Genomic DNA, 16,659 nt, shown 5'->3' with positions numbered 1-16,659 from the left:
ATGTGTGAACTATATACATACATTCTTCTAGGTCTCATGGTAGGTTACATTGGTGGTTATGCCGGTATTGGCGGTGGTCCATTTCTGGTTTCGTTTCTATTCCTTTTTTGTGGAATGTCGCAACTAGCTGCCCAAGGTAATGTCCTTACTATGATGCTAGGTCCAATGAGTCTTTTGGGGGTTATCTCTTTACATAGATATGTAAAGACCATGTGGATTCAAATAACTGTTGGGGTAATTGCATATTGCGTGTTTTCATACTTAGGGGCAGAACTAGCTTTTTTTATTGGTGAAACAAATATGCGTATTTATTTTGCTATTATTTTATTTGTTATTGCGGCTATTCAATTATGGCCATTTCTAACAAAGAAAGAAAAGAGAACTAAGAATTTGAAAGAAACTATTTCCATTCCTTGGGTATTTGTTTTGGGTTCTATTACAGGTGTGGCTGGTGGTTGGTTTGGTATTGGTGCAGGTGTATTAATGGTCCCTGTTCTAATAACAATATTTAAATTGAAAAAGGAATACGCAAGAGCTTTAAGTTTGGCGATTTTGGTTCCACCCGTTAGTTATGGAGCTTACATAAAGTACAATATCGAATTAGACATTGATTGGAATTTAGTCTTAATTCTTTTCTTTAGTTATTTTATAGCGAATTATTTCGGTGCTAAAGCAGGTACAAAATCTTCTAATACTTTTTTTAAAATTATCTATTCTATAATTCTATTATCAATTGGTTTGGTTTATTTGATTTAATAAATGCTAAGAAACTTACACTATTTGTTTGCTTTTCAAGCTTCAGTGCCTTTACTTTGTATTTTGTTCATTAATAAATTGAATTGTTATCAAGAAAGGTGGAGGGATTAGACCCATTGAAACCTTAGCAACCCTTTAGCTGTAAAGAAGGTGCTACATTCTACCCTTGTCCTGAATTCATTTCAGGACCTCTTGGCGGATAAAACCGACCATACTGGGATTAGATAACCAAAAGAAAGACAAACCGTCTTACCTTTTCCTTCCTTGATAATTACAACATACTATTAACGCTATAAGCGTTGCATTGTAATATGATTAAGGATTTACTACATAAAAAAATATTGATTTTAGATGGAGCCATGGGTACCATGCTCCAACGCTATAAGTTTACCGAGGAAGATTTTCGTGGTGAGCGTTTTAAAGATTGGAAATACCCATTACAGGGAAATAATGATTTATTATCATTGACTCAATCAGAAGCAATCGCAGAGGTACATCGGAAGTACTTTGCTGCCGGAGCCGATATTGTGGAGACCAATACCTTTTCGGGTACTACAATCGCAATGGCTGACTATCATATGGAGGAATTGGTTTATGAGTTAAATTATGAATCTACCCGAATAGCCAAAAAAGTAGCGGATGAATTCACTTCTAAAGAACCTGAAAAGCCACGTTTTGTCGCAGGCAGTATTGGTCCTACAAATAAAACGGCTAGTATGTCTCCAGATGTTAATGACCCTGGTTTTCGCGCTGTTTCTTTTAATGAATTACGAATTGCATACAAGCAACAGGTAGAGGCACTTTTGGATGGCGGAGCAGATATTCTTTTAGTGGAAACCATATTTGATACGCTTAATGCAAAAGCTGCACTTTTTGCTATTGAGGAAGTGAAAGAAGAACGGAACATAGATGTTCCGATAATGGTTAGCGGAACAATTACGGATGCTTCTGGTAGGACTTTATCTGGACAAACGGCAGAAGCTTTTTTGATTTCCATTTCGCATATTCCAATTTTATCTGTAGGATTTAACTGTGCGCTAGGCGCTAAACAGCTAGTGCCACATTTAGAAGTTATTTCAGCTAAAACCAATCATGCAATTAGTGCACACCCAAATGCAGGTCTACCTAATGCTTTTGGAGAATATGATGAGTCGCCTGAGCAAATGGCGGCTCAAATAAAGGAATACGTAGAAAAAGGTTTAATAAATATAGTTGGAGGTTGCTGCGGTACAACACCGAAACACATCACGGCAATTGCTGAAGTAGTAAAAGAGTTTGAACCTAGAAAGCTGACTGTAGAAATCTAGTAGATGAAAGAAAGTAAACCAAAATACTTAAAGCTTTCCGGACTAGAACCTCTAGTGATTACCCCAGAAACCAATTTTGTAAATGTTGGTGAACGAACTAATGTAGCGGGTTCAAAAAAATTCCTTCGGTTAATAAAAGAAGAGAGATTTGAGGAGGCATTGGAGGTTGCACGTCATCAGGTAGAAGGCGGTGCCCAAATCATCGATATTAATATGGATGATGGTCTTATTGATGGGAAGGAAGCCATGATAAAGTTCCTGAACCTAGTCATTGCTGAACCTGATATTGCCAGAGTTCCCATTATGATAGATAGCTCTAAATGGGAAATTATAGAAGCAGGGTTACAAGTTGTCCAGGGAAAATGTGTGGTGAATTCCATTAGCTTAAAAGAGGGAGAAGAACAGTTTATACATCAAGCAAAACTGATAAAACGTTATGGTGCTGCTGTAATTGTAATGGCTTTTGATGAGGTTGGACAAGCGGATAATTATGATAGACGTATTGAAATTTCAAAACGCTCTTATGATATTTTGGTAAATAAGGTTGGGTTTACTCCAGAGGATATAATTTTTGACCTCAATATTTTTCCTGTAGCTACGGGAATGGAGGAGCATAAATTAAATGTGCTCGATTTTATAAATGCTACGAGATGGGTTAGAGAGAATTTACCTTATTGTAGTGTTAGTGGTGGAGTAAGTAATGTTTCCTTTTCATTTAGGGGGAATAATCCCGTGCGTGAAGCTATGCATTCGGTCTTTTTATATCATGCTATAAAAGCGGGAATGAATATAGGTATCGTTAACCCGACCATGCTAGAAGTCTATGATGATATTCCAAAAGATTTATTGGAGCATGTAGAGGATGTTATCTTGAATAGGAGGGATGATGCGACTGAAAGATTATTAGATTTTGCTGAATCCGTTGTAGGGAAAGCAAAAGAAAACAAAGTGGATTTATCTTGGAGGGAAGAAGCTTTGCAAGAAAGAATTACACGTGCCTTGGTCAAAGGTATAGACCAGTATATTGAGGAAGATGTTGAGGAAGCCAGACAAGCTTCTGATAAGCCCATTGAAGTGATAGAAGGTCATTTGATGACAGGTATGAATGTTGTTGGTGACCTTTTTGGAAGTGGAAAAATGTTTCTGCCACAAGTAGTAAAGTCTGCTAGAGTAATGAAAAAGGCGGTTGCATATCTATTACCTTACATTGAAGAAGAGAAATTGGCTAATCCTGATACAGATGATTCTGATGGAGCTAGAAAAATTTTAATGGCTACGGTAAAAGGTGATGTTCATGATATTGGAAAAAATATTGTGAGTGTTGTTTTGGCCTGTAACAATTATGAAATAGTGGATTTGGGAGTCATGGTGCCTCCTGAAAAAATAATTAACGCGGCTATAGAACACAATGTTGATGTTATTGGTCTAAGCGGTTTAATAACACCTTCTTTAGATGAAATGGTCTTTCTGGCAAAGGAGATGGAACGTCAAAATTTTAAAATTCCGTTATTAATAGGTGGTGCTACCACAAGTAAGGCGCATACGGCCGTAAAAATTGATACGCAATACAGTGAGGCTGTAGTACATGTAAATGATGCTTCCAGAGCGGTAACGGTAGTTGGCGATTTGCTTCAAAAAGAGAGTTCGCAAGGTTACAAAGATGGAATTAAACTGGATTATGAAGATTTCCGGAATAAGTTCCTAAAAAGAACCAAAAAGAAAGAATATAAATCCATAAAAAAAGCAAGAGAAAACAAATTTCAGATTGATTGGGATTCCTTAGAAATTGTAAAGCCCAACAAATTGGGTATCCAAACCATTACTGACATGGATTTGAAAGAATTGGTTCCCTACATTGATTGGACACCTTTTTTTAGAAGTTGGGACTTACATGGAAAATACCCGGATATTTTAACAGATAATGTAGTTGGAGAACAAGCCTCTGATTTATTTGCAGATGCCCAAAAAATGTTGAAAGAAGTATTAGCGGATAAGACATTAAAAGGAAAAGCCATTTTTGGATTATTTCCAGCAAATTCGGTCAATGATGATATTGAGGTAGATTGGCTTTCTTTTCATTCGAGCGGAGTCCAGGATAAAGAAAACCAGAAGGGGATTTTCCGAACCCTCCGTCAACAATTACAGCGAAGAGAAGGCGTTCCAGATTATGCCTTGTCAGATTTTATAGCGCCAAAAGAAAGTGGAAAACAGGATTATACAGGTTGTTTTTGTGTTAGTACCGGGTTTGGGACGGCAGAATTAGCTGCTGAATATGAAAAAGAACTGGACGATTATAGTGCTATTATGATAAAGGCACTGGCGGACCGTTTGGCGGAGGCCTTTGCGGAATATTTACATAAGGAAGTCCGAACAAAACACTGGGGATATGCGGCAAATGAGGATTTAAGCAATGAAGATTTAATCAATGAATCATACAAGGGCATTCGTCCAGCGCCAGGCTATCCTGCTTGCCCAGACCATCTGGAGAAATTGACTATTTGGGAAATATTGCAGGTAGAGGAAAAAATAGGTGTAAAGTTAACGGAGAGTTTAGCCATGTGGCCAGCGGCATCGGTCAGTGGGTATTATTTTGCGAATCCAGAAGCTAAATATTTTGGTTTGGGAAAAATAAAAGAAGACCAAGTTGTGGATTATGCAAACCGAAAAGGGATAGAAATTGAAAAGGCAAAAAAATGGTTGGCACCTAATATTGCAGATGATTAATCTCCTTGAAGGTTTGATAGATTGGGATTTGCGTTAGGGATTGAGGTTTTGTCGGAGCTACTTTTCTGACTTACTGTCGAAATAAAAGAAAAGTACGACTACTAAAAGCCCGGCCTTTAGGTAGCGCCATAATAAAAATAGATACTGAAGTTCAGCATAAATGAAAGTAACAGACCACATTAAAGAAGCGAACGGAAAAACACTTTTTTCCTTTGAAATTATTCCGCCAGTTAAGGGAAAAAGTATTCAAGAGCTATACAATAATATTGACCCCTTAATGGAGTTTGCCCCTCCATTTATTGATGTTACTACTTCTAGGGAAGAGTATGTATATATTGACCGTGATGGTTTGTTGGATAAGAAACTAACTCGAATGCGCCCTGGGACATTAGGTATTTGTGCTTCAATAACTCACAAATATAATGTGGATACAGTACCTCATGTACTTTGCGGTGGATTTACAAAGGAAGAGACAGAATATTTATTGGTTGATTGTCATTACTTAGGGATTGATAATGTAATGGCGCTCCGAGGTGATGCAATGAGAGAGGAAAAGTATTTTGAACCAACTAAAGGTGGGCATAAATATGCGTCAAGTTTAGTGGCTCAAGTGCAACAATTAAATTGTGGAAATTATTTGCACGAAGTTATAGAAACGGATAATTGCGCTAATTTTTGTATTGGGGTTGCCGGATATCCTGAAAAACATATGGAAGCTCCTTCTTTAAAGTCAGACCTAAAAAGATTGAAAGAAAAAGTGGATTTGGGAGCTGATTATGTGGTGACCCAAATGTTTTTTGATAATAAAAAGTATTTTGAATTTGTGGATGAGGCTCGTAAAATGGGTATTGAGGTACCAATAATTCCAGGGATTAAACCCATTGCGGTCAAACGCCATTTACAATTACTTCCCCAAGTTTTTAGAGTGGACATACCTGAGGAATTAGTTGGCGCAGTTGAATCTTGCAAAACAAATAAGGATGTTCGCCAAGTTGGGGTGGAATGGTGCATTCAACAATCAAAAGAGTTGAAAGAAGCTGGTGTTCCAGTACTGCACTATTATTCTATGGGAAAATCCGATAACATTAGAGCAATAGCCAAAGAAATTTTCTAGAAATACTTTAGAATTTTATACAAATACGATCGCTGAAAAGACTATGTATTTAGGGTGAACTACTCAAATCTAAATAGTACTTTTACACTTCATGAAGTACCTACTGCCACTCTTTTTTCTAGGATTTTCCCTAATGGGTCTTTCTCAAGAAGACAAATCTTCAAGAAAATATGTGTTGGACCTGAGTCAATTTAATGGCTCAATCCTATTGCACAATACGGACATTTCCCATCTAATAACCGAACACCCTGGCGGTTTAATTTTAGGTTTTAACCGGAAGAGGTTCGGAGAAGAAGAGTGGGAGTCAGAGTTTGGTTACCCAGATACCGGTTTTACGTTTGCATATCAAGACATGAAAAACCCAGTTTTAGGTAAAAATTATGGAGTATATGCCCATTATAACTTTTATTTTCTAAAACGTAATGTTCAGTTTAGAATAGGGCAAGGGGTAGCATATAATACAAATCCATATGATAGGAATACCAACTTTAGAAATAATGCTTACGGTTCGCATTTACTTAGCTCCACGATGGTGATGTTAAATTACCATAAAGAGAATTTGGTGGCAGGTTTTGGATTTAAAGCGGGATTCTCTTTAATTCATTATTCCAATGCCAATTTTAAAGCTCCAAATACTTCAACAAATACAGCCGCTTTAAATTTTGGATTTACCTATGATTTAGATAGAGGAATGCAATATGAATATATCCCAAGAGTGGCTCGAGAGAAACTTACAGAACCTTTACGTTATAACCTTGTTCTAAGAGGCGGTTTAAATGAAAGCGATGTCATTAATTCAGGCCAATATGGATTCGTGATTTTATCGGCGTATGCAGATAAAAGACTAGGTAGAAAAAGTGCTATACAATTTGGAACAGATATATTCTTTTCCAATTTTTTAAAAGAGTTGATTCGTTTTCAATCTACTTCATTTCCTGAAATGAATGTAGATGCTGATGCCGATTTTAAAAGAGTTGGACTTTTTATCGGCCATGAATTATTTATTAATAAAATGAGTATTCTAACCCAATTAGGGTATTATGTATATTATCCTTTTGATTTTGAGGGAAAAGTTTACAATAGGATTGGATTAAAAAGATATTTTGGCGATAAGGTGTTTGGAAGCATCACCTTAAAATCGCATGCCGCCGCAGCTGAGGCTGTTGAATTTGGGATAGGAGTACGTCTATAAGCTTAAAAGTTTACGGTTTATATGTTTAAGGGTTTAACATTGTTTGATTTTTTGTTGGTAAAGGGAAGAAGACTTTTTTTCCTTAAATCAAGCTGTCATACTGAGCTTGTCGAAGTATTTTCAAAGAACAATGTCAATAGATTTTTTAGATTGGTAGTTTTTTGTTTCTGGTTAGTTTCTTGTAATTCTGAAAATGCTCCAGATTGTTTTCAAAATGCTGGGGATCTAATCCGTGTAGAAACTGTGGTTCCCTCTTTTTCCAGTATTACTGTTTTTGAAAACTTGAACGTAGTCTTAAAACAGGGTGAAGAACAAAAAGTAGAATTGGAAACAGGAGAGTTTCTGTTGAATGATGTTTCAGCTGAGGTTGAAGGCAATAGATTGGTTTTAAGAAATGAGAATATTTGTAATTATGTCCGTGCTTATGGTTTAACTACAGTCTATGTAACTTCCCCAAATATTGAAGAAATAAGAAGTAGTACAGGACTACTGATTTCAAGCGATGGAGTTTTGAACTATCCCAGCTTAAGTCTAATTTCAGAAAGTTTTAACAACCCTGAAACGGAAACTACTGATGGCTCTTTTGAATTGAAATTAGCTTCTGAAACCGTTTCTATAGTTGTTAATGGTATTGCTTATTTTAAACTATCGGGTACTGCAACTAACTTTAATATTACAATAGCTGCAGGAGATTCAAGGGTTGAAGCAGAGAATTTAATCGCTCAGAATGTAGGCATAAATCATCGTGGCTCCAATGATATTTTTGTAAATCCCCAAGAACGTATTTCGGGTGTTATTAGAGGTTATGGAGATGTAATTAGTAGTAATAGGCCGCCAGAAGTTGCTGTTGAAGAACTTTTTAATGGGCGTTTGATTTTTAAGGAATAGCCCCATCTATCCATAAGGTTTCTTCATTTCTAGTTGAAAATTACACTTTGTAAATCTGTATTTCTCATTACTTTCGAAACTTCAAACTTATAATTTGAGTTTCTTGTTCACATATTTAAAAAACCTATTCGTCCCTTCATCTAAAATTGATTCTTTGGAGGGACTCTCTGGTTTATCAAATACTGAGGCTATTCTATCCAATCTAGTTTTCGAGAAGAAAGTTCCTGGAATAGCTGTAACCATTACAAAAGATAATCAAGTTGTAATTCAAAAAGGTTTAGGTTATGCAGATGTAGAGAATAAGGTTCTAGTTAATCCAAAAGAAACCATTTTCAGAATAGCGAGCATCTCCAAATGTATTACCGGTTTAGCTTTAGGTAAAATGGTTGAAGAAGGGATTGTAGATTTTGATGATTCATTTTACAAACATGTTCCTTACTATCCTAAGAAAAAGTATGATTTCACACTACGACAATTAGCAAGCCATACAGCTGGAATAAGGGCATACAGAGGTAAAGAATTTGCTATGAACAAATCTTTTTCTATAAGAGAAAGCCTAGAAGTTTTCCAGGATGAACCATTGGTTTTTAAACCAGGTACGGGCTATTTGTACAATAGCTTTGACTTTGTATTATTGTCCTTGGCTATGCAAGAAGCAAGTGGTATACCTTTTGAAGCGTATGTACAAGAAAAAATCCTTGAACCGCTTGGTATGCTAAATACTTATTTCGATTTGAGTAGAAATAAAAATCAAGCAAAATTTTATACCAAAACCCCAATGGGATTTAAAACAGCAATAGCGGTAAATAATTTCTACAAACTTGCAGGCGGAGGCTATTTATCCACAAGTGATGATATTGCCAAATTGGGACAAGCTATACTGGAACAAAAATTGTTGAAATCAAAAACGTACAAACAACTACTAACTTCTCAAAAAGTTAATGGAAAATTGAGCTATTATGGTCTAGGGTTTCAGGTAAGTCAAGATAAATATGGTAGGTGTTTTGTTGGTCATGTAGGGAGTAGCGTAGGGGCCTACTCCAACTTTTTTGTATATCCAGATGAAAAAATAACAGTCTCAATTTTAGTTAATTGTACAGATTCCAATGTGCAAAATGAACTTGACCATATAATTGCAGAACAGCTTAATATGCATTTTTGAAACATTCAAATAACCTAAAAAAGACAATTCAACTAGATTTTTGAGCAATACATAGAGAAATATAGTATGACGTAGGTCAAAAACATAATTTTGTGTTAAAGGAAGTTATCTAAATGAAAAAATGTGTCATACTTTTTGCTCTGCTGTTAGTAGCCATTTGTTTGTTTAAATTTAATAGTTCAGATAATGTAGATGCTAATGACAAGCTTACTCCAAAAGAATTAGCTTCTATTTCCGAAAATGAAGGGATAGCTAAAAATTAGTTTTAGCTAAAAGCTTTATTAAAATTTCATCTTACCTGTTTTTTGTTTTGTCTTAAGATTTTTGTGAACTTTAATCAAAACTTGGAAAATGAAACTATTTAGATTTCTTTTTGTTTTACTACTAATCACATCTTCCTTAGCGGCGCAAAACAAAACAGATTCATCTACTTTAATTCTGGAGTTTGAAGATGAAAGTTATAAGGAACTTACACTTTCTGAATGGAAAAAGTTCAAAAGTCTAGAAAAGAAGTTGGCGTTGACCAAAAACCCCAAGTCTAATCAAGATTTGCAATTAAGAAGCTATACAAGAGACTCTATTCAGATATTGGGGGTAAAACTTATGGCAGTTAAACTTCTAGAAGAAAAAAAACTTTTAGAAAAGGACATCAAGGAGAATACGCAATATTATTTGTCATTCATAGAAGAACTTCACAACAGTGGTATACCCCAATCAGAATATCTTTTTCTTGAGGAAAAAATTGCTTATCTAAACCAAGGAATCTTAGAAAAACAACTAACTCAAAGTAGATGGACGATTATTGGGCTATTAATTTTATGCCTAGGGTTGATAGGTGTTGCTTTTCAATTAAAAAAGAAACAACAAAGAGATAATATTCCCGAGTTGAGTCGACAAGAGGTAACAGTGAGAAATTTAATCATGCAAGGCAAATCCAATAAAGAGATTGCAAATGAACTTTTCATTAGTTTGAGTACGGTTAAATCACATATTACCAACCTTTATGGTAAGTTAAACGTGACTAATCGGAGAGAACTATTACAAAAAAGTACGGGTGCTAGTACCTAATTCAGACCCCAAAAATTCTCCTAGAGGCTAGATTACAAATTTACTTTGTCTCAAAACGTACAAGTCTTGAGATTAGCGGCTTTAATATTTTTATTGATTTCTTCTGCGATAAGTGCCCAAGAATATTTTAAGATAGAGGGTGAAGTCTATGATGAGAATGGAAATATAGTTTCTATAGGTGATGTGCTACTACTTAAAATAGAGGACAAGACCCTTGTAAAGTATATGACACTGATTGAAGGGAATTTTCTGTTCGAGAATATTCCTAACGGAGATTATGTAATTCAAATAAATGTTCTGGGTTTTGAGTCTTTCGAAGAAAATCTAGTTCTCAATAAAAACACTATCCTATCCATAGCCTTGAGTGAAAGTACCATACAACTTAATGAGGTCGAAGTTGTTGCAGCAAAAAACCCTATAGCATATGAAGCGGGAAATTTAAAGGTAGATGTTCAAAATCAGTATTTCTCGTCCATACCCGACCCAGTTGATTTAATGTCTAGGCTTCCAGGAGTACAGATTTCAGCCGATAGAGAATCAATATCGATAATGGGCAAAGGTAATCCGCTTATTTATTTGGGTAATCAACGTATTTCGATGGAGGAGTTCACAGCATTAGCTATTGATGGTATAGCCACTATTGAAATTATAAATAATCCATCAGCAAAATATGAGGCTGATGGTCGCGCTGTACTTTTGGTAAAGCTAAAGAAAATGGCACAAAGTGGTTTTCAAGGTAGCCTACAAGAAACAGCCTCCCAAAAGCGAAATTTCAACAACTATTTAACTTTTAATTCCAGCTACTCCAAAAAGAGCTGGACTTTACGAGGAAATTTGGCATACAATCAATTACAGCAATGGGAAAGTAACAGCTTTTTATTTGAAATTCCGGAACGGGAGGTATCCGTAGATTACCTAGTGCTTATTCCAAAAAATATTCGAGTACAGCTCAATGGTGGTTTTGGAGCTTACCTTCAATGGAACGATACAGATTATGTTTCGTTAAATGCATCAGCTCGCTTACAGACTGATGATGCTCCCTTTTTTACAGATACTTTTATTATGGATAGGGAAGATGAAGAATTCATTCGAACAAATACCAACAATGATAACAGTAAGGATTACTACAGTGCTTCTTTTAACTTCAATAAAAAATTGAGTAATAGTTGGAATTTATTTTCGGGAGCCCAATATTCAGGTTTTCGGCAGGTTTTGGATACTGAAATTCAAAATAATATTAATAACTCATCATTTGCTTTAGACCAAACTAGGGAGCAAGAATACAGCATTAATTCTTTAGCATTTCGTTTGGATGTGGAAAAGGATATTTCTAAAAGTGTGAAATGGGAATCGGGGATTAATATCAGTCGGGCCAAAGCAGATGCTTTTACTGAAATAGTAGAACCTTTAGTTAATGAAGAAACCTTTATTGATTTTAAATATGATGAGGATTTATATGCGGTATATAGCACTGTATCAGGTAAAATAGGTAAAAAAAATAATTTTGAAATGGGGATGCGTATTGAGCACAATGAGGTTAATGGCGAGGTTGCTACGGAAGATTCCCCAGTTATTTCTAGGTCGAATACCAATCTTTTTCCCAAAGCCAATCTCTCAATTACAATTGATAGTACACAAACTCTCAACTTAAATTACGCAAGAAGCATTCAAAGGCCAGATTTCTCTAGGGCAAGCTCTATTACGGTTTTTATAAATCCGTTTTTAGAAGGCTCTGGCAATGTCAATTTAAGACCAACCTTGACCAATGAAATATCCGTGAATTACCAAAAGGGGAATAAATCACTATTTTTTAATTACTATCAAAATCAAAACCCAACTAATTTTACTATTGCTTATGATACGCAAAATGATACAGGGGTACTGTCATTGGTAAATTTGGAAAAAGAAAGAGGGTTTTATGCAGGCGTCACATTGCCCTATACCAAAGGAATATGGACTTCAAACAATACGGTAACCTTGAATTATAATCGTTTAATAGATAGTAGAGCTTCTTTTTCTTCTACTAAACCTTATATATATATTTATACCAATCATCAGTTGAAAGTAGCAAAAGATATGACTTTGGTATTGTGTGCATGGACCTTGGGTAGAAGACAAGAAGGTATCTTTAAAAGAAATGGCCTCACAGTATTTGAAGCGTCTTTATCAAAAACTTTTTTAAAAAAATGGGATTGTACCCTACGTTTTAATGATATCACCAGAGCGATGAACTTCGAGGAAAGCTATGCAGTAGATGGTGTTATAGCGGATGGAGTTTATTTTGGAGATGTGAGGGAAATTGCCCTTTCCTTAAAATATAGATTTGGTTCAAAAAATAATCCCAATTTTAAAAATAAAGATGTTGACGGAAATATTGACAGAATAAAATAAAAGCCATATCAGTTGGTTAGCTCAGTAAACAAACTCTCTAAGTTTTTATTCTTTCTGCTCAACTGCAATGTTTTTAATTTGTTCTCATGAGCAAAATCAAAAACTACTGGTCGCATATCCTCTGAGGTATTAAAGGTAATTTCATAAACAAAACCACCAGTATTTTTGACCTTGGATACATTTGATAATTTGTTTAGTAGTACTTCTTCTACCCGATAATCAAATTCTACCTCTACTATTTGATTTTCGTCTTCTCTTAGGTCTTCCAGTTTTTTGTCTACAACTAACTTTCCTTTATTGATAATTATGACTCGGTCACAAACAGCTTCAACTTCTTTCATGATGTGGGTTGAGAGTAAAATGGTTTTCTCTTTTCCAATTTCCCGAATCAATTTTCGGATCTCGATTAATTGATTAGGATCAAGGCCAGTAGTTGGTTCATCTAAAATCAGTACATCAGGATTGTGCAGTAGTGCAGCTGCCAAGCCTACACGTTGGCGATACCCTTTTGATAATTGCCCTATTTTTTTATGTGCCTCAGGATTTAATCCTGTTTGTGCTATAACTTCGTTGATTCGGTTTTTTTCAACTTTATACACATCAGCATTAAAGGCCAAATATTCTTTAACAAACATCTCTAAATACAAAGGATTGTGCTCAGGTAAATAACCAATACTTTGTTGGACTTTGGTTTTCTCCTGCTGTACATCAAACCCATTTACGGCAGCTTCACCGGAATTTGCTTTATGGTATGTAGTCAGCACTCGCATCATAGTGGATTTTCCAGCTCCATTGGGACCTAAAAAACCAACTATTTCACCTTTATTTATAGAAAATGAAATGTTACTAAGAGCTTCCTGAGTTCCAAATTTTTTGGTAATGTTTTTTACTTTAATAGACATTAATTCAAATTTCAGTTCAAAAATAATATATTCCTGTTTGCGAAATCAGTTTTCATATTCATAAAAAAAATAGCGATGATCCTATCTATCTTCAACGAATGTTTTAATTATTCAAAAAATTCAAAAAACTTAACTATTATCTTTGATTTCTCGATTGAATGCCTAATCTTAGCTTAGAATTACAACAAAATGACTAATACGTATTTCTGGAACGGTTTTTATTTCTATTTCTTTTTTAAAAGAAGTACGGGACTGTTCTAACATACGCTAAGTATAAAAAACAATGAGGTCCTGATATTAATCAGGACTTTTTTTTGTAATGAATTTAAAAATAGCCATACAGGGAATAAGGGGAAGTAATCATCATCAAGTCGCTAAGGACTTTTTTGGTGAAGGTATCGAACTTGTGGAATGTTTGTCTTTTGATAAGTTAATAGCCTCTCTTTTAAATGGTAAGGCTGATAAGGGCGTAATGGCTATTGAGAATTCGATTGCTGGGAGCATTATCCCGAATTATAATCTAATCTACCATAATAAAATCCACATTATTGGGGAATACTATTTAGGTATTCATCACAACCTAATGGTTAAAAAGGGAATTACCATTGATAATATCAAAGAAGTACACTCACATCCTATGGCACTTTTACAGTGTAAAGAGTTTTTTAAAACATTTCCAGATATTAAGTTGGTAGAGGATGTAGATACCGCAGAAACTGCAAAAAGAATTCAAGAAAAGGAGTTGACCAAAATAGGTGCTATAGCACCTAAAGTAGCAGCAGAACTATATGATTTGGAAATTATTGCTCCAGGAATACAGACAATTAAAAATAATGCAACCCGCTTTATAATTCTTAAAAAACAAAATAAAGTACTGCCAAAAGAGGAAATTAATAAGGCATCACTTCGCTTTATTACAGATCATAAACGAGGTAGCTTGGCTACAGTATTAAATGTAATGAGTGATTGTAACATGAATTTGACTAAGATTCAGTCCTTACCAGTTATTGAAACACCATGGAAATACGCATTTTTCGTGGATGTGACATTTGATGCTTATGCAGATTTTGAAAAAGGAAAAGCTTTATTGAACATTATGTCTGAAGACTTTAGGGTTTTGGGAGAATATAAAAATGCATTGAAGTTATGATAACGGCAGATAGGTTAAAATCAGTTCAAGAGTATTATTTCTCTAAAAAATTACGTGAAGTTAGAGGATTAATTGCTGATGGTAAGCCCATTATAAATATGGGTATTGGCAGTCCAGATTTGGCACCTTCAGAAGAAGTTTTAGATATTTTAAAGGACGCGGTTAGAGACCCAGGAGCTAGTCAATATCAAAGTTATCAAGGCTTGCCAGAGCTTAGGGGAGCAATTGCATCTTTTTACAAAACTAAATTTGTAGTAAAAGTAAATCCAGAAAACGAAATTTTACCCTTAATGGGGTCAAAAGAGGGTATTATGCACGTTAGCATGGCATTTTTGAATGCTAGGGATGAGGTTTTAATTCCAAATCCTGGGTATCCAACATATGCCTCGGTCACTAAACTAGTAGAAGCCATACCACGTACATATGATTTAAAAGAGGAAAATGCCTGGTTTCCTGATTTGAATGAACTTTCAAAACAAGACTTGTCAAAAGTAAAGTTGATGTGGGTGAGCTATCCACATATGCCAACTGGAGCAAAGGCATCTAAAGAGCAGTTAACAAAATTGGTAGCTTTTGCAAAAGCCAATGATATTTTATTGATAAATGACAATCCATACAGTTTTGTTCTTAACGATAACCCTATCAGTATTTTATCTATTGATGGGGCAAAAGACTGCTGTTTGGAGTTAAATTCTTTAAGCAAAACCTTTAATATGGCTGGTTGGCGTGTAGGGATGGTTCTTGGAAATGCCGAAAACGTCAATTCGATTTTAAAGGTGAAAAGTAATATGGATTCCGGCATGTTTTATGGAATTCAGAAAGGAGCTATAGCTGCGCTACAAAGTGGAAGTGATTGGTTTACAAATCTAGATACGGTATATAATAGCAGACGAAAATTACTTTTTGAATTGGTAGATAAAATCGGTGCCACCTATGATAGCAATGCAGTAGGGATGTTTGTTTGGGCCAAGCTGCCTGAAGGTTCAAAATCGTCTGAAGAGTATATAGATGGCTTACTGAATGATAAAAATATTTTCATAGCTCCCGGGACAATTTTTGGCAGTAATGGGGAAGGATATATTCGGTTCTCACTATGTGTAAAAGAAGAAAAAATTAAAGAAGCAATTGACAGATTTTAAACAATGAAAGTAGTAATAATCGGCGTTGGATTAATAGGAGGCTCTTTTGCAAAAGATTTAAGGAAGTTGCATGCTAATGTTCAAATTATTGGAGTGGATGCAAGTACCGAACATTTAGATAAGGCTGTGACATTAGGGCTAATTGATGAAAAATCAGATTATGGTGCCTTATCAAATGCAGATATGGTATTTGTTGCCATACCTGTAGACGTTTTGGTAACAGAAATTCCAATAATCTTAGATAAGGTCGGAGATGAAACTATGGTTTTTGATGCAGGTTCAACAAAGTCAATGGTATGTAAAGCAATAGAAGACCATCCAAAACGAAGAAATTTTCTTGCCTGTCACCCCATAGCTGGAACAGAGTTTTCGGGTCCTGAAGCTGCTGTAGAAAATCTTTACAAAGGAAAGACCAATATCATATGTGAGGTGGAAAAGACTGCTTTTAAACTTCAAGAAAAAGCTTTACAGCTTTTTCAAGATATGGGAATGCGCATACGCTATATGAATGCAAAAGCGCATGACAAACACATTGCATATGTTTCTCACCTGTCGCATATTAGCTCTTTTATGTTAGGAAAGACGGTTATTGAAAAAGAAAAGAATGAGCGTGATATTTTTGATATGGCTGGGAGTGGATTTGAAAGCACAGTACGGTTGGCAAAAAGCTCTCCAGCCATGTGGACACCCATTTTTGAACAGAACAAGGAAAATGTAATCGAAACTTTAGCGGAATATATCCAAAATCTTGAAGCCTTTAAGAAATTGATTGAAGAAGATGATTTTGGAGCAGTGTATGCAGAAATGGATAACACAAATAAGATAAAACAAATTTTAAACGGAATACCACTTACAAAATAGAATAC

General features: G+C 35.2%; 13 protein-coding genes and 1 riboswitch. Of the genes, 12 read left to right on the top strand and 1 reads right to left on the bottom strand.

All coding sequences use genetic code 11. From position 1 onward, the window contains the following. From AACP56_RS09535 to AACP56_RS09495, 9 genes are all read left to right on the top strand, one after another. On the top strand, positions 1-756 hold the full coding sequence (locus tag AACP56_RS09535) for a sulfite exporter TauE/SafE family protein (protein WP_339337334.1): 756 nt from the start codon (positions 1-3) through the stop codon (positions 754-756). Between the two features lie 83 nt (positions 757-839). Then, positions 840-962, top strand: a riboswitch (SAM riboswitch). 105 nt (positions 963-1,067) lie between these two features. Continuing rightward, a complete protein-coding gene (locus AACP56_RS09530) occupies positions 1,068-2,063 on the top strand; it encodes a homocysteine S-methyltransferase family protein (protein ID WP_339337335.1) in 996 nt (331 codons plus the stop codon). A 3-nt stretch (positions 2,064-2,066) separates the two neighbouring features. After that, positions 2,067-4,787: a methionine synthase gene (metH, locus tag AACP56_RS09525; protein WP_339337336.1), complete on the top strand. Its 2,721-nt coding sequence runs from the start codon at positions 2,067-2,069 to the stop codon at positions 4,785-4,787. Positions 4,788-4,947: 160 nt separating this feature from the next. Further along, positions 4,948-5,901: a methylenetetrahydrofolate reductase [NAD(P)H] gene (gene metF / locus AACP56_RS09520; RefSeq protein WP_339337337.1), complete on the top strand. Its 954-nt coding sequence runs from the start codon at positions 4,948-4,950 to the stop codon at positions 5,899-5,901. 91 nt (positions 5,902-5,992) lie between these two features. Beyond that, positions 5,993-7,093 (top strand): acyloxyacyl hydrolase, encoded by a 1,101-nt coding sequence (locus AACP56_RS09515; protein ID WP_339337338.1) that lies wholly within the window; start codon positions 5,993-5,995, stop codon positions 7,091-7,093. Positions 7,094-7,243: 150 nt separating this feature from the next. Beyond that, positions 7,244-7,981: a head GIN domain-containing protein gene (locus AACP56_RS09510; protein WP_339339918.1), complete on the top strand. Its 738-nt coding sequence runs from the start codon at positions 7,244-7,246 to the stop codon at positions 7,979-7,981. 103 nt (positions 7,982-8,084) lie between these two features. Beyond that, positions 8,085-9,143, top strand: a complete 1,059-nt coding sequence (locus AACP56_RS09505) for a serine hydrolase domain-containing protein (protein WP_339337340.1) — start codon at positions 8,085-8,087, stop codon at positions 9,141-9,143. Between the two features lie 351 nt (positions 9,144-9,494). Then, entirely contained in the window at positions 9,495-10,211 is a 717-nt protein-coding gene (locus AACP56_RS09500; RefSeq protein WP_339337341.1) for a response regulator transcription factor, read from the top strand. 66 nt (positions 10,212-10,277) lie between these two features. Further along, entirely contained in the window at positions 10,278-12,602 is a 2,325-nt protein-coding gene (locus tag AACP56_RS09495) for an outer membrane beta-barrel family protein (protein ID WP_339337342.1), read from the top strand. Between the two features lie 8 nt (positions 12,603-12,610). On the opposite strand, the gene gldA is transcribed toward AACP56_RS09495, so the two are convergent. Then, positions 12,611-13,504 carry a gliding motility-associated ABC transporter ATP-binding subunit GldA gene (gldA, locus tag AACP56_RS09490; protein WP_339337343.1) on the bottom strand — a complete coding sequence of 298 codons (894 nt, stop codon included), beginning with the start codon at positions 13,502-13,504 and terminating at the stop codon, positions 12,611-12,613. A 319-nt stretch (positions 13,505-13,823) separates the two neighbouring features. Here gldA and AACP56_RS09485 point away from each other — a divergent pair, with 319 nt between their 5' ends. From AACP56_RS09485 to AACP56_RS09475, 3 genes are read left to right on the top strand one after another with little or no spacing between them, the layout of a single operon-like run. Continuing rightward, complete coding sequence (locus tag AACP56_RS09485; RefSeq protein WP_339337344.1) at positions 13,824-14,654, top strand: prephenate dehydratase; 831 nt, start codon at positions 13,824-13,826, stop codon at positions 14,652-14,654. Then, a complete protein-coding gene (locus AACP56_RS09480) occupies positions 14,651-15,793 on the top strand; it encodes a pyridoxal phosphate-dependent aminotransferase (protein ID WP_339337345.1) in 1,143 nt (380 codons plus the stop codon). The genes AACP56_RS09485 and AACP56_RS09480 overlap by 4 nt, the downstream gene beginning before the upstream one ends. Positions 15,794-15,796: 3 nt before the next feature. Next, positions 15,797-16,654: a prephenate dehydrogenase gene (locus AACP56_RS09475; protein WP_339337346.1), complete on the top strand. Its 858-nt coding sequence runs from the start codon at positions 15,797-15,799 to the stop codon at positions 16,652-16,654. Positions 16,655-16,659 lie beyond the last annotated feature (5 nt).

The sequence above is a fragment of the Croceitalea sp. MTPC6 genome, assembly GCF_036985525.1.
In the GTDB taxonomy this organism is placed as follows: domain Bacteria; phylum Bacteroidota; class Bacteroidia; order Flavobacteriales; family Flavobacteriaceae; genus Croceitalea.
Note: the sequence above shows the minus strand (reverse complement) of the source record. Positions and strands in the feature narration are given on the sequence as shown.